Source organism: Salinicola avicenniae, assembly GCF_023736115.1.
In the GTDB taxonomy this organism is placed as follows: domain Bacteria; phylum Pseudomonadota; class Gammaproteobacteria; order Pseudomonadales; family Halomonadaceae; genus Salinicola; species Salinicola avicenniae.
In genome coordinates this window covers 726,365-746,052 of record NZ_JAKQZC010000001.1, presented here as the reverse complement: position 1 = coordinate 746,052, position 19,688 = coordinate 726,365, and the positions used below count along the sequence as shown (strand labels likewise).

18 protein-coding genes, 1 tRNA gene and 1 riboswitch are annotated in these 19,688 nt (G+C 65.5%); of the genes, 8 read left to right on the top strand and 11 right to left on the bottom strand.

Annotation, left to right across the window (positions count from 1 at the left end):
* Positions 1-57 precede the first annotated feature (57 nt).
* Positions 58-1,416, top strand: coding sequence for a GH1 family beta-glucosidase (locus tag MC381_RS03385; protein WP_251976308.1), 1,359 nt, complete (start codon positions 58-60; stop codon positions 1,414-1,416).
* A 73-nt stretch (positions 1,417-1,489) separates the two neighbouring features.
* Here the strand turns inward: MC381_RS03385 and MC381_RS03380 are convergent, their stop codons facing one another.
* Positions 1,490-2,482: a sugar-binding transcriptional regulator gene (locus MC381_RS03380; RefSeq protein WP_251976307.1), complete on the bottom strand. Its 993-nt coding sequence runs from the start codon at positions 2,480-2,482 to the stop codon at positions 1,490-1,492.
* Between the two features lie 153 nt (positions 2,483-2,635).
* Positions 2,636-2,802: riboswitch (FMN riboswitch) on the top strand.
* Positions 2,803-2,947: 145 nt separating this feature from the next.
* On the opposite strand from MC381_RS03380, the gene MC381_RS03375 reads away from it, so the two are divergent.
* Positions 2,948-3,445, top strand: coding sequence for a 6,7-dimethyl-8-ribityllumazine synthase (locus MC381_RS03375; RefSeq protein WP_251976306.1), 498 nt, complete (start codon positions 2,948-2,950; stop codon positions 3,443-3,445).
* A 117-nt stretch (positions 3,446-3,562) separates the two neighbouring features.
* Here the strand turns inward: MC381_RS03375 and MC381_RS03370 are convergent, their stop codons facing one another.
* The 4 genes from MC381_RS03370 to MC381_RS03355 all read right to left on the bottom strand — a co-directional run bounded on the left by MC381_RS03370 (position 3,563) and on the right by MC381_RS03355 (position 8,371).
* A complete protein-coding gene (locus MC381_RS03370; RefSeq protein ID WP_251976305.1) occupies positions 3,563-5,071 on the bottom strand; it encodes a tripartite tricarboxylate transporter permease in 1,509 nt (502 codons plus the stop codon).
* A 15-nt stretch (positions 5,072-5,086) separates the two neighbouring features.
* Entirely contained in the window at positions 5,087-5,530 is a 444-nt protein-coding gene (locus tag MC381_RS03365; protein ID WP_251976304.1) for a tripartite tricarboxylate transporter TctB family protein, read from the bottom strand.
* A 174-nt stretch (positions 5,531-5,704) separates the two neighbouring features.
* Positions 5,705-6,763 (bottom strand): type 2 periplasmic-binding domain-containing protein, encoded by a 1,059-nt coding sequence (locus MC381_RS03360; RefSeq protein ID WP_251976303.1) that lies wholly within the window; start codon positions 6,761-6,763, stop codon positions 5,705-5,707.
* 555 nt (positions 6,764-7,318) lie between these two features.
* Positions 7,319-8,371: a class I fructose-bisphosphate aldolase gene (locus tag MC381_RS03355; protein ID WP_251976302.1), complete on the bottom strand. Its 1,053-nt coding sequence runs from the start codon at positions 8,369-8,371 to the stop codon at positions 7,319-7,321.
* A 485-nt stretch (positions 8,372-8,856) separates the two neighbouring features.
* Here MC381_RS03355 and MC381_RS03350 point away from each other — a divergent pair, with 485 nt between their 5' ends.
* The 3 genes from MC381_RS03350 (at position 8,857) to MC381_RS03340 (ending at position 10,833) form a co-directional block, all read left to right on the top strand.
* Positions 8,857-9,222, top strand: coding sequence for a CidA/LrgA family protein (locus MC381_RS03350; protein WP_251976301.1), 366 nt, complete (start codon positions 8,857-8,859; stop codon positions 9,220-9,222).
* Positions 9,215-9,943 (top strand): LrgB family protein, encoded by a 729-nt coding sequence (locus MC381_RS03345; protein ID WP_251976300.1) that lies wholly within the window; start codon positions 9,215-9,217, stop codon positions 9,941-9,943. Before MC381_RS03350 ends, MC381_RS03345 begins: the two co-directional genes overlap by 8 nt.
* Before the next feature lie 125 nt (positions 9,944-10,068).
* Complete coding sequence (locus MC381_RS03340; RefSeq protein ID WP_264297410.1) at positions 10,069-10,833, top strand: alpha/beta fold hydrolase; 765 nt, start codon at positions 10,069-10,071, stop codon at positions 10,831-10,833.
* Between the two features lie 52 nt (positions 10,834-10,885).
* Here the strand turns inward: MC381_RS03340 and MC381_RS03335 are convergent, their stop codons facing one another.
* A complete protein-coding gene (locus MC381_RS03335; protein ID WP_251976299.1) occupies positions 10,886-11,836 on the bottom strand; it encodes an aconitase X in 951 nt (316 codons plus the stop codon).
* A gap of 212 nt (positions 11,837-12,048) precedes the next feature.
* Here MC381_RS03335 and MC381_RS03330 point away from each other — a divergent pair, with 212 nt between their 5' ends.
* The 3 genes from MC381_RS03330 to MC381_RS03320 all read left to right on the top strand — a co-directional run bounded on the left by MC381_RS03330 (position 12,049) and on the right by MC381_RS03320 (position 15,356).
* The gene (locus MC381_RS03330) at positions 12,049-13,089 is read left to right on the top strand and encodes a type I glyceraldehyde-3-phosphate dehydrogenase (protein ID WP_251976298.1); all 1,041 of its coding nucleotides are present in this window, start codon (positions 12,049-12,051) and stop codon (positions 13,087-13,089) included.
* 144 nt (positions 13,090-13,233) lie between these two features.
* On the top strand, positions 13,234-14,397 hold the full coding sequence (locus tag MC381_RS03325) for a phosphoglycerate kinase (RefSeq protein ID WP_251976297.1): 1,164 nt from the start codon (positions 13,234-13,236) through the stop codon (positions 14,395-14,397).
* Positions 14,398-14,426: 29 nt separating this feature from the next.
* Entirely contained in the window at positions 14,427-15,356 is a 930-nt protein-coding gene (locus tag MC381_RS03320; RefSeq protein WP_251976296.1) for a DMT family transporter, read from the top strand.
* A 186-nt stretch (positions 15,357-15,542) separates the two neighbouring features.
* On the opposite strand, the gene MC381_RS03315 is transcribed toward MC381_RS03320, so the two are convergent.
* From MC381_RS03315 to MC381_RS03295, 5 genes are all read right to left on the bottom strand, one after another.
* A tRNA-Ser gene (locus MC381_RS03315) sits at positions 15,543-15,632 on the bottom strand.
* A 163-nt stretch (positions 15,633-15,795) separates the two neighbouring features.
* Positions 15,796-16,524 carry a transporter substrate-binding domain-containing protein gene (locus tag MC381_RS03310; RefSeq protein WP_251976295.1) on the bottom strand — a complete coding sequence of 243 codons (729 nt, stop codon included), beginning with the start codon at positions 16,522-16,524 and terminating at the stop codon, positions 15,796-15,798.
* 155 nt (positions 16,525-16,679) lie between these two features.
* Positions 16,680-18,185 carry a tripartite tricarboxylate transporter permease gene (locus MC381_RS03305; RefSeq protein ID WP_251976294.1) on the bottom strand — a complete coding sequence of 502 codons (1,506 nt, stop codon included), beginning with the start codon at positions 18,183-18,185 and terminating at the stop codon, positions 16,680-16,682.
* 2 nt (positions 18,186-18,187) lie between these two features.
* Entirely contained in the window at positions 18,188-18,646 is a 459-nt protein-coding gene (locus tag MC381_RS03300) for a tripartite tricarboxylate transporter TctB family protein (RefSeq protein ID WP_251976293.1), read from the bottom strand.
* On the bottom strand, positions 18,643-19,632 hold the full coding sequence (locus MC381_RS03295) for a Bug family tripartite tricarboxylate transporter substrate binding protein (protein WP_251976292.1): 990 nt from the start codon (positions 19,630-19,632) through the stop codon (positions 18,643-18,645). Before MC381_RS03295 ends, MC381_RS03300 begins: the two co-directional genes overlap by 4 nt.
* Positions 19,633-19,688: the final 56 nt, after the last annotated feature.

The following is a 19,688-nucleotide window of genomic DNA, read 5'->3' as shown; positions in this document are numbered from 1 at the left end:
GTCGCTGCTCGTCACCGTGCTCTGTCACCGCCTTCTCTCATCGATCCGGAGCCTTGCATGCCGTTTCCCGAAAAATTCCTGTGGGGTACCGCCACGTCCGCCTATCAGATCGAGGGCGCCACGCGGGAGGATGGTCGCGGTCCGTCCAACTGGGACCTCTTCGCCGCCCAGCCGGGCAATATCCTCGACGGCGATACCGCCGACATCGCTGCCGATCATTACCATCGGTTCGAGGAAGATCTCGACCTGATGGCACGTCTCGGTGTGAGTGCCTATCGCTTCTCGCTTTCCTGGACCCGCCTGCATCCCGACGGTTGCGGGCCACTCAACCCGAAGGGAGCGGCCTTCTACGACCGGCTCGTGGACGGACTGCTTGCACGCGGCATCCAACCGCTGGTCACTATCAACCACATGGAGATTCCGCAGGCACTCGAGGCGCGTGGCGGCTGGCTAGAGCGCGATACCATCGCACGCTTCACCGAGTACGCGATGGACGCGCATCGCTTGTTGAGCGATCGGGTGACCTGCTGGGCTACCATGAACGAAGTGGCCGTCACCACCTGGTGGGGCCATGCCACGAGGATGTTCCCGCCGGCGCTGGGGGACCAGCGTCTGGTGCTGCCGGCGATCCATCATCAGCTGGTGGCGCACGGCCGCGCCGTGCACGAGATGCGCCGGGCGCAGCCCATGGGCGAGTTCGGCATGGTCGGCTCCTACTGGCCAACCCGGCCCTCGCGAGAAGGCGAAGCCCACCAGCAGGCCGCAGAGACGCTCGATCTGCTGTTCAATCGCTCTTGTCTCGACGTGCTGGTGGATGGTGCCTACCCGAGCGAGCTGCTGGCCTGGCACGCCGAGATCGGCGGCCAGCCCTTCATCGAGCCGGGGGATCTGGAAGCCATCTCGGCGCCGCTCGACTACTTCGGCCTGAACTATTATGCGCCGCTGCATGTCTGCCACGACCCGGCGGGCCCCGGCGGGGCCGTAGTGCCAGAAGGTATCGGTATTGCCCAGGAGGATCCGGCGGAGGCACCGCGCACCGCCTTCGACTGGGTGATCGATGCCGACGCCATGCTGCCGATTCTGCGCGAGTTCCGCGACCGCTACCGCCTGCCACTGTTGATCACCGAAAACGGCGGCGCCTTCGACGACATCATCGCCGACGATGGCCGCGTTCACGATAGCGCACGCATCGACTACCTGCGTCGGCATCTGGCCGTCATCGAGCAAGCGCTCGCGGAGGGCATCGATATTCGCGGCTACCTGGCGTGGTCGCTGCTCGACAACTTCGAGTGGGCGGCCGGCTACTCCAAGCGCTTCGGCCTCACCTACATCGACTATGCCACCCAACAGCGCCTGCCCAAGGAAAGCTTCCATTGGTACGCCGACGTCGTTCGCCGAAATGCGCTCGATACGTGAGCGGCTAGCGGCGGCCAGCGTCGGAGACGAATCACGAGCGGCGACCGGGAAAGACTGACAGGACCGCTCCGCATCAGTGCGCGGGCGGGGTCTCCTCGACTCGCGTCGCCTCGTCCAGGCGCAGAATGGTGTGGGCGTTGGTAACGCTGGTCGCCAGCGTGTCGATCACGCCGGTGCGCAGCGCGCCGAGAATACCCGCCGCCTTGGTGTTCTCGGCGGCAATGGCGATCACGTCGGGAATCCGTGCCAGGTCGGTGATGGTCAGGCCGATGACGCGCCCCTGCATCGGCGTCATCGAAGGCCGGCCATAGATGTCGATGAAGTCGTAGCCCATCATGTCGCCGACCGTACCGGAGAGTCGCGCCTCGGCGGTCTCCTGCGGCGTGAACCAGCCCATGCGCACCATATTGCTGTTTTCGCTCAGATCGCCGATCCCGATCAGGGCGAGATCGGCGCGCCGCGCGCGATCCAGAGTCTGACGGACGGTCGGATTCTCGTACATCGCATCACGCAGCGCGAGATTCTGCACCAGCGCCGGCGCATAAAGCGTTTCGCTCTCGCCGCCGAAGCGTGTCGCCAGTCGCCGGCAGATGTGGTCGGGGTTCATGTACTCGCCGGCACGCACCGAACCACCGATGGCGCAGACGAACGAACACTGGCGCTGCCCCTGCTCGAAGACGTTGTCCGCCACCGCACCGACGTTGCGCCCCATGCCGACCGCGACGATGGCACCCTCCGTCAGGCGTCGCGACAGATGGTCCGCGACCAGGCTGGCCACGTTGGCACGCTGCACGTCGGCGTCGGCATGGTCGAGCGCGATCAGCGCGCGTCGGATACCGAAACGACGAATCAGCGCCTGCTCGATCTCCGCGCTCACCGCCGGGTGCTGACGCACGCGGACATCGACGATCCCCTCAGCCTGCGCGCGCTTGAGTAGCCGCCCCGCCTTGACCCGCGAGATCCCCAGGCGGTTGGCGATCACTTCCTGCGTCTCGCCCTCGATATAGTAGAGAGAGGCGATTTCGGTCATCAGGGCGATATCGGCGTTGTCGTTGCGCTCGCTCATGCACGCTTCCGTTTTTCCAGAGGTGTCAGGGGGTTGTGTTGCGATCGGCGTCGATCGACTCAAGATACCATAGCCACGCGCGCGTTCGGCCTTTCTCGCCAGCGACGATGGGCGTAGACTGAGAACCGTAGACGGCGGCCCTCGGCCGCCGTCTACGGTTCTCAGGGCGGGGTGAAAGTCCCCACCGGCGGTAAAGCGTATCGATGGCCGACAGGCACGCGATACTCAAGCCCGCGAGCGCCCGGCAGCGGTTTCCGGGGTCAGCAGATTCGGTGCAATTCCGAAGCCGACGGTCATAGTCCGGATGAAAGAGAACGGTGTCTCTTGCAACGACGATTCGGTCGATCGACCGCGTTCCCGGCTGCCGGCCGGCTCGCGTTCGCCTCACCGCCTTCCCGTTTTCAAGCGAGCCGCAGCCCTGATTCTGGTTAGCGTGACCTCCGCCACTGACTACGGGAAACGACCATGAATCAGCCCTATCCGCCGCAGCTTTCCGAGCAGACACTCTCGCGGCGCATCGCCTTCATTCGCGCCGACTGGCACGGCGATATCGTCGAAAACTGCCACGCGAGCTTTCTGGCCACCGTCGCCGAGCGCGGTTTCTCCACCGACCAGGTGGACACCTACACGGTTCCCGGCGTGTTCGAGATCCCGCTGCAGGCGAAACTCCTGGCCAAGAGCGGCCGCTATGCTGCGATCGTCGCCTCCGGTTTCATCGTCGACGGCGGCATCTACCGCCACGACTTCGTCTCGACCGCGGTCATCGATGCCATGATGGCCCTGCAGGTGGAACAGGAAGTCCCGGTAATCTCAGCCGTGCTGACGCCGCACCACTTCCACGAGCACGAATCGCACACGAGCTTCTTCCGCGAACACTTCCTGAGCAAGGGGCGCGAAGCGGCCGAAGCGTGTCTCACGACGATGGAAAACCTGCATCAGGTACGCAAGCTCAGCGCCGACTGAGCCAGCCGATGCCAGACACGCAAGAGGCCACGCCGTCACCGGCGTGGCCTCTTGCGTGATCGTCCCGACTATCGGTGTACCCTGCCGACAACCAACCGGACCGGTAACCGTCGAGGTTCAACTCACTGTCGTGGTACGGGTCTCGCGACGGTTACGCAGGCGCAGGTAGATCGCGAACGCCAGCGACACCGCGATCAGCGCCCAGAGCACCATGGCGATCGGGCTCTTGGTGAAGAAGATCGAGAAGTTGCCGTAGGACTCCAGGCTCTTGACGAAGTAGACCTCCGCCGACTTGCCGAGGATGAAGCCGATGATCAGCGGCACCACTTCCAGCCCGATCTTGTGCGCGACCCAGCCGAAGAGACCGAAGATCAGCAGCGTCCAGACATCGAACATGATGCCGTAGTTGATCGCATAGGCGCCGACGACGCACATCATGATGATCAGCGGATACAGGATGTACTTGGGTACCTCGACCACCTTGGCGATGCGTCGGATTGCAAAGTACATGATGCCGAACATCAGGAAGTTGGCGACCACCAGAGCGATGATCATCAGGTACCAGGTATCGAGGTTGTTGCCGATGAACAGCGGTCCGACCTGAATCCCTTGCAGCGTGAAGGCGCCGATCAGGATCGCGGTGGTCGAATCCCCCGGAATCCCCAGCGACAGCAGCGGCACCAGCGCACCGCCGGTCAGGGCGTTGTTCGAGGACTCCGAAGAGACGATCCCCTGTGGCGCGCCCTTGCCCATCTGCGACGAGTCGCGCGAAAAGTTCTTCTCCTGGCTGTAGGCCAGCACCGAGGCGGCGCTGCCGCCGACGCCCGGCAGCATGCCGACGAAGGTGCCGATGCCCGAAGAGCGAACCAGATTGGTCAGCTGCCCCTTGAACACACCGAACGAGAAGCGCTTGCCGTTCTTCAGCGAGATCGGCCCCTGGGCGGCTTCGTCCTTGAAACCGTTTTCGGCATCCAGCAGCACGGTGGTCAAGCCGAAGATCCCGATCAGCACCGGTAGCAGCGAGAAACCGTCGATCAGGTGGTACTCCATCCAGTCGAACATCAGACGGGTTTCGCCGTTGCCGCCGTCCATGATCGAGTAGGTGCCGATCAGGCTCAGCCAGACACCGAGCACGCCGCTGAAGATGCCCATCAGCATGTTGGAACAGAGCGAGGCGATCACCGTCAGCGCCAGCAGAATGATCAGGAACTTCTCGACGTTGGAAAACTGGATCGCGAAGTCCGAGAGTACCGGCGCGAAGAAGAAGAGCACTGCGGCGCTGAACAGCCCGCCGAAGATCGACGCCACGATACCGGTCTTGAGCGCCCGCTCGCCTTCGCCACGCTGCGCCATCGGGTAGCCGTCGAAGGTCGTGGTGATCGACGACGGCGTCCCCGGAATATTGAGCAGCACCGCCGGCACCATGCCGCCGGAGATGCCGCCGACGTAGAGCCCCAGCAGCAGCGCGATGCCATTCTCGAGCCCGAAGGCGTAGGTCAGCGGCAAGCAGACCGCCACCGCCATGGTCGCGGTCATCCCGGGAATCGCGCCGAAGATGATGCCGATCAGCGTACCGGCGGCGATCAGGCCGAAGAACAGCGGCGTGAGATGAGAGAGGATATCCATGATGAGTCTCTCCGGTCAGGGCAGCGTGATGCGGAAAAGCTGGGAGAGCACGTACCACGCCAGCGTCGGCGCGATCAGCGCATTCAGGATGACGATCGTCAGCAGGCGCGGCGTGAAGCGGTCGAGATAGAGCAGCGACAGCGACAGCACGAAGACCACCGACATGATCAAAAAGCTGTATCCCGTATTGGGAAAGACATCGCTCAGGACGCCCATCAGATAGAAGTAGAGCGTGGTCAGTATCAGCGTGCCGAAGAAACGCTTGTGATCGAAATGGCCTTCACGCCCCGCCAGCACACGCCCGGCACGCTGGATACCCGGCATCACGCGGCGGTAGCGCGTCACCAGGATGAGGCCCAGCAGGATAACCAGCACCCAGGTGACGATACGCGGAAAGAACAGATGCGATTGATCGAAGTCGATGGAGACATCGAGCAGCGATAGCCAATGGCTTTCCATGGAAAGCGGCTCCTGCGCCGGCTTACCGCCGACAGCATCGAGAAAACGGGTCCGTGTGCGGCGTCGGCGCGAGCCCATCGCGGCAGAGCGAGGGTGTCGACGCGGGGCGTATCACGGGGTTCGTCGGGGTGGAAAGGGCGGCACCGGCCGCGATCGTGGCCGGTGCCGGCGGTATCAACCGTCGAGATTGTCGATGATCGACTCGTATTGATCCCGCTTCTGCTCGAGGTAGCTCGCCGCTTCGGCGGACGGCTTGAAGTCGGGCACGAAGAACGAGCGCTTCTGCTGCTCCTGGATCCCGCCCTCGTCGTAGATCTCGGCCAGCGCGTTGTCGATGCAGTCGATGGCGGCCGGGTCCATGTCCTTGTTGTAGAGGAAGAAGAACTCCTTATCGAAGGTGAAGTTCTCGTCCGCGCCTTCATTCATCGGCACGCTGACGTTGGGCGCCACGTAGGCCAGCAGCTGCTCGCGGGAGGTGTCGCCCATGCCCGCCTCGTTGGTCTGCTCGATCGTATCCTCGCGGGCGGTCAGCCAGACGAAGCGCATCGCCTTCTGGTCGTCTTCCGGCAGCTGGGTGTACTGCTCGTTGGCCTGCACCGACCCGTTGATCACGTCCACGGCACCGTCGAACAGCAGCTGGTTCTTGTCCGCCTGGGAGCCGGTGTTGACCGCGACGATGTTGCCTTCCTGCCCCGGATACTGCAGCCGCACGGCATTCTTGAGCGCCGAAAAGCCGATCTCGGAGACGCCGCCCGGCTGGATCGCCACGCGCACCTGCTCGCCGTTGCCGGCGGCATCGATGATCTCCTGCAGGTTCTGATAGGGCGAATCCTTGGGCACCAGGTAAGCGTTACCCGGATTGATCGCGACCGTCGGTCCGATCTGGTAGTCCGCGAAAATGTCGGGATAGCCGTTCACGCCGTAGAGATTGCCGAGGTAGGACTGGTCGTGGAAGATCATCACGGTATTGCCGTGGCGGCTGCGTTCGAGTGCGCGGAAGCCGGCCATGGCACCGACAGCGTCGACCTTGGCATTGATGTCGAGCTTCTCGGCCAGGTGATCGACCACGATGCTCGAATTCTGGTACGTGTCGCCACCGGTCGAGGTCGAACCGATCACGACGCGCAGGTTGCCCGGCAGCGGGCAGTCGTCGGCGGCCTGGGCGGTGGCGCCGAGCCCCATGGCGGCACTGGCCAGCAGTGCCAGGCTGGTCTTGCTCCAATTCGTTCGCATGATACGTCTCCCTTCACCGTTGCTTCCCGCGGGCCAGCATCGGCCTGTCTCGTCATCGGGAACCAAATGATAGCGTTACCATTGATCACGACCTGCAAGGTAAAGAAGGGAACTTTGTCAGACAATTCAACTTAGGTCTTCAGACTAAAGTCGCGGCGATAAAAATGCCCTTGAGACATACGCCTACCGGAAAGACGCCGCCAATCGGCTTTGGTCTAACACGGCGAGATTCAGCGACCGAGCCGGACAGCGGGGGCTCGCGAGGACAGAGGACAGAGGACAGAGGACAGAGGACAGAGGACAGAGGACAGAGGACAGAGGACAGAGGACAGAGGACAGAGGACAGAGGACAGGCACGATACGTGGCAACCCAACCGGAGTCGAGGTCGAGGTCGAGGTCGAGGTCGAGGTCGAGGTCGAGGTCGAGGTCGATAGCGTGACCGTGAGGCACTGAAGCCTGGGGCGGGACGGCAAGAGCTGATACGTCGCCGGGATGTGGCGGTCTCGAACGCGCCAAGTCCGAGATGGACTCGGCGCGTGCCACGAAGATGCCGATCAGGCGATCGTCACGTCCTTGGAGAGATAGACATCCTGGATCGCGTTGAGCAGCTCGACACCTTCGTTCATCGGCTTCTGGAACGCCTTGCGCCCGGAGATCAGGCCCATGCCGCCGGCCCGCTTGTTGATCACGGCGGTACGCACGGCTTCACCCATGTCGGAGTGCCCCTTGGAGCCGCCACCGGAGTTGATCAGTCCGGCACGTCCCATGAAGGAGTTGGCCACCTGGTAGCGGGCCAGATCGACCGGGTGATCGCTGGTCAGCTCGCTGTAGACCTTGTCATGGGTATGGCCGAAGCCGATCGCCTTGTAGCCACCGTTGTTCTCCGGCAGCTTCTGCTTGACGATATCGGCCTTGATGGTCGCCGCCAGGTGCACCGCCTGGCTGGTGAGATCGGACGCGACATGGTAGTCGGTGCCGTCCTTCTTGAACTCGGGGTTGCGCAGGTAGGACCAGAGCACGGTGACCATGCCCAGCTCATGAGCACGCTCGAAGGCCTCGCTGACTTCCTGGATCTGCCGACGGCAATCCTCGGAGCCGAAGTAGATGGTGGCGCCGACCGCGATGCAGCCCATGTCGTGAGCCTGTTCGATCTGCGCGAACATGGTCTGCTCGTACATGGCCGGCAGCGTCAGGCTCTCGTTATGGTTGAGCTTGAGCATCATCGGGATCTTGTGGGCATAGCGCCGCGCCACCGAAGAGAGCACGCCGAGCGTCGAGCAGGCGCAGTTGCAGCCACCTTGCAGCGCCAGCTCGAGAATGTTCTTGGGATCGAAGTACATCGGATTGGGCGCGAACGAGGCGCCTGCGGAGTGCTCGATGCCCTGGTCAACCGGCAGAATGCTGAGATAGCCGGTGCCTCCCAGACGACCGGTATTGAAGAGCGTCTGCAGGTTGCGCATCACGTGCGGGCTGCGGTCGCTGTCGGCGAAGACGCGATCGACATAGTCGGGCCCGGGCAGGTAGAGGTCGTCCTTCTTGAACCCCGTGCAGGTGTGGCTGAGAAGGCTGTCGGCTTCGTCGCCCAGCAGCTTGGCAATATCGGTCATGTCGCGTTTCCTCTGTCCTCAAGATGGTTCATCTGGGGAATTATCGTCCGGGGCAGCTTCCCTGCATGACGCGATGACCGCCGCTCGCTCGGCGCTGACACCCTTGGGTGACAACCAGCACCCGCAGGTGGCGACAAGCGCGACGCACATCATCGAAATCGCCCGGGTAGGCCCTTGACCGCTTCACCGCGCGCCACTCTGTGCAGTGTTTCCCCCTCTGTACTGCCGCAGCGGTGATCGACTCACAACGAAGGCATCGCCAAGAATAAGCGACATTGCGCCGCAGTTCACGCCCGTGCATGGTTTCTGCACCGGCTGTCGCGTCGACGACACGTCATGGCGGGGCTCGCCCAGATTGTCACGATTCGTATCCGCGCGGTGGCTGAAAATCGTCATCGGAAAGTGCGGGGCCCTGCGCACCGGCGACCGCGCGCGATCCCGCAATTTGTTATGATGCGAACCTTTCGCCTGCCCGGAATCGTTTCATGTCTGTTCTTCGCGGCTTTCTCTGGCTGCTCGGTTTCCTGCTTCTCGGCCAGACAGGCGTCGAGCTGCTCGACCTGCCCATGCCCAGCGGCGTCATCGGCATGCTGCTGCTGGCGCTGTGGTTCCTTTATCGCGGCCGCATGAACGACGACATCGTGCATGTCAGCCAGCCGCTGATCGCGATGCTGGCCCTGCTGATCATGCCCGGCGTGGTCGAGATCTTCTTCATTGCCGGGCGCTACGCCCACCAGTGGCCGGCGATCCTGATCGCGCTGATCGTCGGTACCCTGCTCAGCGTGCTGTCGAGCCTGCTGCTGATGCGTCGCTATCTGCCGCCGGCGACCGAGGCACCGGCCCATGAATGAGTGGCTCTCGCGCCTCGCCAGCCTGCCACAGAGCTGGTTCGAGACGCCCGTTGCCGCCATCGCGCTGACGCTTGGCGCCTACTTCGCGGGCATTCAGGTGTTCAAGCTGATGCGGCGCCCCAGCTGGTGCCCGCCGATGCTGATCGCCGCCCTGCTGATCGCCGCCGTGATCGCCGTGCTGCCCGTCGGCGTCGAGGACTACAACCGAGGCGCCGCCTGGCTGATGCTGCTGCTCGGCCCGGCCACGGTTGCCCTGGCCGTGCCGCTCTATCAGCAGCTGCCGCAGATTCGCGCCCTGTGGAAACCGATCCTGCTGACGCTACCACTCTCCGCCACGCTGGCCGCACTCTATGCCGTGGCCATCGCCGCCCTGCTGGGCGCACCGGTCGAGATACTGGCCTCGTTGGCGCCGAAATCGGTCACCTCGCCGATCGCCATGGGGCTGACACGCGAGCTGGGCGGATCGACTGCGCTGTTGATGGGCGCGCTGGTCATTACCGGTGTCACCGCGATCTTCGGCGTGGAGTGGCTCTGCCGCCTGCTGAGAATCCGCGATCCGCGCCTGATCGGCCTGGCACTGGGCATCAACGGCCATGCCCTGGGCACGGTACGCGCCTTCGAGATCAGCAGCGTCGCCGGCGCCTTCGCCTCGCTCGGCATGAGCCTCACCGGCACCTTCACCGCCGTGGCGCTGCCCCTGGTGTGGCACCTGTTCTTCTGATCCGAATGGCCTCGGCTGTCCCGCTCTCTCCAAGCGCATCCTTCGAGCGCGCCGCATCCGCCCCCTGACAGATCCCTCAAGCCCGCTACGCTTGAGGTATCCATACCGGCAGGGAGGCCATCAGGATGACCATCGCCAGTGACAGCGGCCAGGGGCAACCGACCCTGGTACTCATGCACTTCTTCGGCAGCTCGCACCATGAATGGACGGCGGTCATCTCGCAGATCGCTTCGGACTGCCGCGTGGTCACGCTGGACATGCCGGGCTTCGGCAGTGCTCGCGAGGTGTCGGGCTACGATGTCGCCTCGATGACCCGTCACGTGCGCGAGACGATCGAGGCCGCCGACCTCGACGACGTGATTCTGGTCGGCCACTCGTTTTCCGGACGCATCGCGATGACGCTCGCCGCCGCGCAACCCGACTGGCTGCGCGCGCTGGTGCTGATCGCCCCTTCCCCGCCGGGCCCGCAGGCCATCAGCGACGAGGAGCATCGCTTTCAGCTCGATTTCGACTTCAGCGAGGCGCAGGCGCGCGCCTTTATCGACGGTGCCAGCGCCGTCACCCTCGACCCGACCGACTACCAGCAGGCGGTGGAAGATGCCATTGGCGCCAATCCGGCGGCCTGGCGTGCCTGGCCGACACAAACCTACGCCGAGGATTGGCGCGAGCGCGTCGGCCGTCTCGACACGCCCGCCTGGGTGCTGGTCGGCGATCTCGACCCGTCGTTGCCGCCATCGACCCAGCGTCGTGAGGTCATGCCGCATCTGGCCGCCGGCGAACTCGAGGTCTACCCGGGTTACGGCCACCTGCTGCCGCTGGAAATGCCGGCGCGGCTGGCACAGCGGCTGGAGGCCATCGCCGACGAGATCCGGACCACCGGTCGCCGCTGAACGACGGCGCGTCGACCTCCCGGCAGCGCGGCAGGCAGTGATGGCCAAGGCGTCACGCCCAGACCCGCCCGGGCGCATCGGCACGGCTATCCGTCGCGAATCCCGCCCCGTCGGCCAGCGCAAAGCCACGGCCGGCCAGCGCCATGCAAAGCGCCAGCCGCGCCGGGACGACGTTGGCTGGCGCGCTGTCGGCGCCAGTGCGGGGCGCTGACGCCCCCTCGTGGATGCCCAACGCGGCCAGCGTCCGACGCGCGCGCGACAGGTCCGCCAGCGATCCGTCGCTCGTCAGCCCGTGCCAGACCGTCGGCACCGATACCCGCGCACCCAGCGCTGCCAGTCGCGCAGCGACGGCGAGGTCAGCAGCCTCCAGCGGAAACCTCAGGTCGACGCGGCCCACGTCGAACAGCTGCGTGACGCCGAGCAACGTCGCCAGGCGCAGCACGAGATGCATCGCCCGCTGCGCTGCCACGCCGGTCTGCCCGTCAAGGCGACGTCGGTCCTCGTGCGTCAGCGTGAAGCTGTCATTGGCGGCCCCCGCCGGTAGCGGCTCATGCCCCAGCTCGCCGCCGGCCGTGACATTGGCCAGCCCGGTCAGCCGAGAGCCACTTAACACGAGGCGGCCACCGCGATCGAGCGAGAGCATCTCGGCGGCTTCGGCCATGGCGAAACGCGCCGCATCCAACACCACCACCGGTAGCGTGATGCCGAGGATGACCTCGGCCAGCACGGCATCCAGCACCAGGGTCGGATCGCCGCCGTCGAGCACGATCAGCGCCGGCGCCTTTTCCGCCAGGATGGCCGCCAGCAGCCCCGGATCGCCCTCCGGCGACCGTCCACCGCGTACGACCCAGGCGCGACCGGCAAACCCGCCGTCGGCCAGACTCGCCCCTGGACGGACAGCCGACGATGCCGCCGAGACGACGGCCGGGGCACTGGCGTCGCCATCGACCACACGGGCGGCGGCCGGCAGCAGAAAGACAAGCGATTCAAGTCGACGCGACATGGCAGCGGGCTCGTCGATAGGTAACAGGAGACATGTCATCCTCCAGGGCGCGACACAGCGTATAAAACTCAAACTATGGTGTGTCAGCCTTGGCGTCCACTCTGCCGGCCCCCCACTGTTTTGCCGATCGTCGATGAGCGGCCGCCACTCGGCCACGACACCGCGATGCGCTACCATGCGTTTCTCACTTCTTTTCGCGAGCCCGGTGCGCCATGACCTATCGCGTCGCCATCAATGGCTACGGCCGTATCGGCCAGAGCGTGCTGCGTGCGCTGGTCGAGCGTCCCGACCTGCCGTTGGAGATCGTCGCCATCAACGAACTCTCCAATCTGGAGACGATCGCCTACCTGACCCGTTATGACACCACCCACGGCCGCTTCCCCGGTCACGTCGAAGCCCGTGACGGCCTGCTGTGGATCAATGGCCGTGCCATCGCGATCCGCAGCGAAGCGGAGCCGACGGCGCTGGACTGGGAAGCGCTGGGCATCGATCTGGTGCTGGAGTGTTCGGGCAGCTTCAAGGATCGCGCCACCGCCGAGCGCCATCTCGCGGCCGGCGCCGCCCGGCTGCTGTTTTCCCAGCCGGCGGAAGCGGACGTCGACGCCACGGTGGTCTACGGCGTCAACCACCAGGTGCTCGATCCCGCCATGCAGATCGTCTCCGCGGCCTCCTGTACCACCAACTGTCTGGTCCCGATTCTCGACGTGCTGGAGTCCCGGTTCGGGGTCTCCCACGGCGTCACCACGACCATTCACTCGGCAATGAACGACCAGCCGGTCATCGATGCCTACCACCGCAGCGACCTGCGCCTGACCCGCTCCGCGATGCAGTCGATCGTGCCGGTCGACTCCGGGCTAGCGCGTGGTATCGGCCGCCTGCTGCCGCATCTCGCCGAGCGCTTCGAATGCCTGCACGTGCGCGTGCCGACGATCAACGTCTCGGCCATGGACATGGCGATTTCGCTGGAGCGCGATACCGATGCTGGCGAGGTCAACGCCTGCCTCGCCGCCGCCAGCCGCGACCGCTTTCTCGGCCTGCTCGGCGTGACCTCCGAGCCGATGGCCTCGGTCGACTTCAACCACGATCCGCGCTCGGGTATCGTGGATGCCACTCAGACGCGCGTGGCCGGCGGGCGCCTGCTCAAGGCGCTATGCTGGTTCGACAACGAATGGGGCTTCGCCAACCGCATGCTCGATGTCGCCCGTCACTGGCTGGAGCTGCCCACCGCGAACGGCCCGCCACCGGCTGACTGACGCAGCCCCGTCGGATCGACTCGCGCCCTTGCCGGACGTCCGAACACCGCCGCGGTGGTCGAGCACACCGCTTGCTAGCACTCAGTTTTCGAGCACTGACATTTCGAGCACTCAGCTTTCGAGCACTCTCAAGGAAAGGATCTGATGAACGTACTCAAGATGACCGAGCTGGATCTCTCCGGTAAACGCGTGCTGATCCGCGAGGACCTCAACGTACCCGTCAAGGATGGCAAGGTCACCAGCGACGCGCGCATCCGCGCCAGCCTGCCGACTATCCAGACGGCCCTGAAGGCCGGCGCCCGCGTCATGCTGATGAGCCACCTCGGCCGCCCCACCGAAGGCGAGCCGGCCGACGAGTTCACCCTGGCGCCGGTGGCCGAACATCTCGCCGGCCTGCTTGGCAAGCCGGTACGGCTGGAGAAGGACTATCTCGACGGCGCACTCGACATCGACGAGGGCGAAGTCGTGCTGCTGGAGAACGTGCGCTACAACAGCGGCGAGAAGAAAGACGACGACACCCTCGCCAAGAGCTACGCCGCGCTCTGCGATGTCTACGTCATGGATGCCTTCGGAACCGCCCACCGTGCCCAGGCCTCGACCCACGGCGTCGCCCGCTTCGCCCCTCAGGCTTGTGCCGGGCCCCTGCTGGCCGGTGAGCTCGAAGCGCTCGAGAAGGCGCTGAGCGCACCCAAGCGCCCGATGGCCGCCATCGTCGGCGGGTCCAAGGTCTCGACCAAGCTCGACGTGCTCTATGCGCTGTCCGAGAAGTGCGATCAGCTGATCGTCGGCGGCGGCATCGCCAACACCTTTATCGCCGCGGCCGGCTACAACGTCGGCAAATCGCTCTTCGAGGCCGATCTGGTCGACAAGGCCAAGGAGCTGATGGCCAAGGTGAAGATCCCGCTGCCCACCGACGTGGTCGTCGCGACCGAGTTCTCGGAGTCCGCCGAGGCCACGGTCAAGCCGGTCGACCAGATCGCGGACGACGAGATGATCCTCGATATCGGCCCGCAGACCGCCGCCGACCTCGCCGGCCTGCTCAAGAACGCCGGTACCATTCTGTGGAACGGGCCGGTCGGGGTGTTCGAGATCGATCAGTTCGGCAAGGGCACCGAGGTCATCTCGAAAGCCATCGCCGAGAGCCCCGCATTCTCCATCGCCGGCGGTGGTGACACTCTGGCCGCGATCGACAAGTACGGCATCGCCGATCAGGTCTCCTACATCTCCACCGGCGGCGGTGCCTTCCTCGAATACGTCGAGGGCAAGACCCTGCCCGCCGTGGCCGCGCTCGAACAGGCCGCCCGCTGATACCCGGCGCTCGTCGACAAGGAGGTTGCGTGCCAGGGAAGGCAACGCCCGATATCCAGACACCGGACACACCCTCCCTCAGCAGCGCGCAGCTGGCCGCCCTCGGCATCCTGCTCGCGGGGGCGCTCTGGGGGCTCTACTGGTGGCCGATCCGCCGTCTCGAAGCACTCTCGCTGGGCGGCGTATGGGGGTCGCTGATCATCGCCGCCACCGCCTGCGTGATGCTTTCGCCATGGGCGATTCGCCATCGCGGACGCCTGCGGCGTGTCTCGCCGCTGGGGTTCGCCTCGGTGGTGCTCGGGGGCGCCGCCTTCATGTGTTATTCGGTCGGGCTGGTTCACGGCCAGGTCGCGGTCGTCATACTGCTGTTCTACCTGACACCGGTCTGGAGCACCCTGATCGAACGCTTCTGGTGGCGCTGGCCGCTGACCGGGCGTCGCCTGGCGGTCATCGCGCTCGGCCTCGGGGGGCTCGGGCTGGTCATGGGCAGCCATGGCGGGACGCCCCTGCCGCATGGCATCGGCGATTGGCTCGGGCTGGCCTCCGGGGCGCTGTGGGCCATCGCTTCCAGTGGCATGCGCGCGCACAACACGCTGGGGCCGGGCGAAGGCAGCTTCCTGTTCGCCGTCGGAGCGCTGCTGGCGGCACTGCTGCTTGCCCCCTTCCTCTCCGCCTGGCCGGGTCTGCCACCGGCCGAGACGTGGTGGCGGGCGGCGGCCTGGATCGCCGCCGCCGCCGGCCTGTGGTGGTCGGCCTCGCTGGCTATCGTGGTCTGGGCAGCACGCCACTTGCCACCGGCGCGACTCGGCATCCTGATGATGAGCGAGGTTCTCGTCGGGGTGCTGTCGGCGGCGCTGTTGGCCGGCGAACCGCTGGCGATGATTCAGGTCATCGGCGCGGTACTGGTGATCGCCGCCGCCGTGCTGGAGGTAATACCGAGCCGTCGGCGCATCGACTAGCCAAGGTCAGGCGGTGGAGGAGGCCTTCGCGGTAAACACCTCGCGCGCGGTGAGCCTTGCGGTCGTCTTACGCCGCGCCAGGAACGCGATCCCCCCCGAATCGACGCCGGATCATCGCGCTGACATCCGAGGACGCTGACGCCAGACACAAAAAAACCGGCTCGTAAGCCGGTTCTTCGTCATTCGTGGCGGAGAGGGAGGGATTTGAACCCTCGATACCCGCGAAGGTATGCCGCATTTCGAGTGCGGTGCATTCGACCACTCTGCCACCTCTCCTTATCGCGAAACCGCTGCCGTCCAGCCTCCACCGAAGCGGTTTCCGGCCATTCACGTCATCGGGCGGATCAATCTGCACCGAAGCGCAAACCCAGCGGCGTTTCGCGGTGGCGTAGCATAACAGAAAAGTCATGCCCGGTGTGAAGTCTCTCGGCCCTGACTTTTACGGCGCGGCCAGCGACGACGACTGACCGCTCGCCTCGAGCGCTCGGGTGATAAGCCCTTCACGCTTCATGCGCGCCAGAAAGTCGGCCACATAGCCGGCCGCCTCGGCGTGGGCGACGGGCAGCGCCATGCACTGCTCGATCGCCGTAAAGCGCCCCGGCAGTACCCGGTAAGCGGGGTGCGCGGCGGCGTAACGCTCCAGCGGCTGACGCACGCCGGCCGCCGCCGAGAGCCCGCGCTCGACGAACAGCTCGATGGCGGCGGCGGACGTCGGCGCCCGTACCAGACTCGCCTGCTCCAGGGCCCGGCTAAGATAGAGATCGTAGGCGGCCCCCTTGCCCACGGCGATCTGCACATCACCCCGGTCCAGCTCGTCGACCGCCTGGAACGGCGCCGACGCGGGTACCAGATAGGTGCCCTCGATCAGCACGTAGGGCTCGGTGAAGTGGATCGTCTCCGCGCGTACCGGATCGCGCGCCAGGAAGGCAAGCCGCCAGGCATCCTCGGCAACGGCGGCAACGACATCGCCGGCACCGGCATAGGTCGCGAAGGTGATACCGACATCGAGCTCGGCGGCCAGCGCTCGCGCCAGCACCGCCGAGACGCCGCTCGGCTCGCCGTCCTCGCCACGCTGGGCCAGCACCGGATTGCCGTAGTTGATGGCCACCCTGAGCTCACCCGCCGGTGCCAGCTGCTGGCGGACCCGCTCGTCGCTATCGTCACGCATGCCGTTTGCCTCCTGCCTGTCGGGTGCTCGTCGGGTGCCGCCGCGACCCGCGCTACTGTCTACCTTAGCCCAAGCGCCCTACCTTAGCCCGAGCGCCGACATCGCGCACCGCGACGCTGCGTGGCGGCCACCAAATGGCGTCAGGACGTGACGCATCACGCGGCTTTCTCCATCAGCTTCGCCTTGAGCCGTCCCGCCGCCAGCGGCAGCAGTACCACCAGCGCCGCGGCGATCCAGAGCCCGACGGAGAGCGCGGACTGCCACAGGATGGCGACGTCGCCACCGCTGATAGACAGCGCCCGGCGCAGATTCTCCTCCATGAGCCCGCCGAGCACGAAGCCCAGCACCACCGGCGCCAGCGAGAACCCGAACTTGCGCAGCAGGTAGCCGAACACGCCAATGACGAGCATCAGGTAGATCGCCATCAGATCGGAGTGAAGTTGATAGACGCCGACGAAAGCCAGAATCGCCACGCTAGGCACCAGCAGCCAGCGCGGCACCTGCAGCACGCGCGCGAAGACGCCGGCCAGCGGCAGGTTGAGGAGCAACAGCACCACGTTGCCGATGTAGAGCGAGGCGATCAGCCCCCCGACCACGACCGGCTGTTCGCGGAACATCATCGGACCAGGATTGATGTTGTAAAGCATCAGCGCCCCGAGCAGGATCGCCGTGGTGCCAGACCCGGGAATACCCAACGTCAGCATGGGCACGAAAGAGCCGGCGGCGGAGGCGTTGTTGGCGGCTTCCGGCGCGGCCAGACCGCGCATGTTGCCGGTGCCGAAGCTGTTGTCGTGATCGGTCAGGCGCTTTTCGGTGGTGTAGGCCACGGCACTGGCGACCGAAGCGCCCGTGCCCGGCAGGATGCCGATGACGAAGCCGATCACGCTCGAGCGCAGAATCGACCACTTGCAGTAGAGCACTTCGGAAAGCTTCACCATCACCCGGCCGATCGGGGCCATCTCGCCCTCGGCGTCGTGGCGGAAGGCATGCTCGAGCATCAGCAGGATCTCGCTGACGGCAAAGAGGCCGATGATCATGACGACGAAATCGATGCCGTCGTAAAGCTCCGGCATGTCGAAGGTGAAACGCAGCACGCCGGTGCCGGAATCGACGCCGACGGTGGAGATGAGTACGCCGAGCACGGCACCGATCAGTGTCTTGACCGGGTCCTTGCCCATCATCGCCGACATCGAGGCGAAGGCGAAGATCATCAGCGCGAAGAACTCCGCCGGACCGAACTTGACCGCCACGGCCGCCAGCAGCGGCGCGAACAGCGTCAGCCCGATAATGGCCACGGTGGCGCCGATGAACGAACTCACCGCGGAGAGCCCCAGCGCCGGTCCGGCAAGCCCTTTCTTAGCCAGCGGATGCCCATCCAGCGTGGTCATGACCGCGCCTGCATCGCCGGGCACGTTGAGCAGGATACTCGACATGCGCCCGCCATATTCGGAACCGGTATAGATACCGGCCAGCAGGATCAACGCCGACTCCGCCGGCAGCCCCAGCGTGTAGGCGAGCGGCATCAGAATCGCGATGCCGTTGATCGGGCCGATGCCCGGCAACGCACCGAAAAGCGTCCCGAGCAGCGCCCCGAGAAAGGCCAGTCCGAGGTTGAGCGGCGTCAGCGCGACACCGAATCCATCGATCAGAAAGTCGAACATGCTTAGCGCTCTCCGAGCAGCGGCTCGATCCAGCTACCCACGGGCAGCGAGATCCCCAGCGCATGGGTGAACAAGAGATAGCTGCCCACGGCGAGCAGTACGCCACCGAGCAGCGCCTTCCCCGGCGTGGCGCCGAACAGCCAGGCGATGACCACGCTGACGAGCGCGGTCGTGATCAGAAAACCGAGATTGACGAACAGTGCCGCGTAGAGCCCCAGCAGCACCATAGTGAAAACCAGCCGCAGCAGCAGTGCGCCGGTGGGCCACTGACCGCTGGCCCCCGGACGCACGAACAGCACGATCGCCAGAATCGCCAGCAGGCCCGACAGGATCAGCGGAAACGCCTTTGGCCCGACCGGGTCGTAGCTGAACGGCACTTCGAGCTGCCAGGCCTGGACGGCGACGAACGCCGCCAGACCGAGCAACAGCAGACTTAAGATTCGGTCGGCGGCGAGGGTCATTGCGTCAGACCCACTTCTCGCGCCAGCTGGCTGAAGTCCTCGACCTGCTGCTTCACGTAGCTGTCGAAGTCATCGCCGAAGCGCGCCATCGGGAACAGACCGCGACCTTCACGCAGCGTGGCGAAGCTGTCGGTCTCGCTCAGTTCGCGCAGCCGGTCGGACCACGCCTGGTAGGCCTCGTCGCTGACGTTCGGCCCCATGTAATAGCCGCGCCAGATCGGCCACTCGACGTCGAAACCCTGCTCCTTGGCGGTGGGAATGTCGGCATAAGGCCCAGCCATGCGCTCTTCCGACAGCGCCGCCAGAATACGGACCTCGCCGCTGTCGAGCTGCGGCTTGAGCTCGGCCAGATCGCCGGTGAACACCTGGATATGCTCGCCGAGCAGCGCGGCCAGTGCCTCGCCGCCGCCCTCGAACGCCACGTAGCGCAGGCTGCGCGGATCGACATCGGCCGCCTTGGCCATCAGTGCCGCCTTCATCCAGTCCTGACTGCCGACGGTGCCGCCGGCACCGATCACCACGCTGGAGGGTTCTTCCTCGAGTGCTGCCATCAGCTCCCCGAGGTTCTGCCACGGCGCATCGGCACGGACAACCACCGCGCCGTAGTCGACGCCGAGCGCGCCAAGCCAGCGAACATCGTCGGCGGAGTGCTGCTGGCCGAACTTGGCCAGCGCCAGGTTGAGCGCGGCCCCGGTACTCGCGGCAACGATCAGGTTGGGGTCGTCATCGCGCACGCCGGTGACATGGTTGTAGGCCACGGCACCAATGCCGCCGGGCATGTAGCTGACCATCATCGGCTCGTCGATGAGGTCGGCATCCTGTAGCCCGTTGGCGGCCAAGCGACAGGTCAGATCGTAACCGCCGCCCGGTTTGGCCGGTGCGATGCACTCCGGCGGTTTGGCCTGTGCCTGTACGGCACCGGCCATGAGGGTGGCACCGGCGATGGCGGCGCCGGCCCAGCGACGCAAGGATGAGGATTTCGGCATGCTCTCAGTCTCCCGGGTTGTTATGCTCGCTTGCCTCGGCCACGCTCGCTGGCATG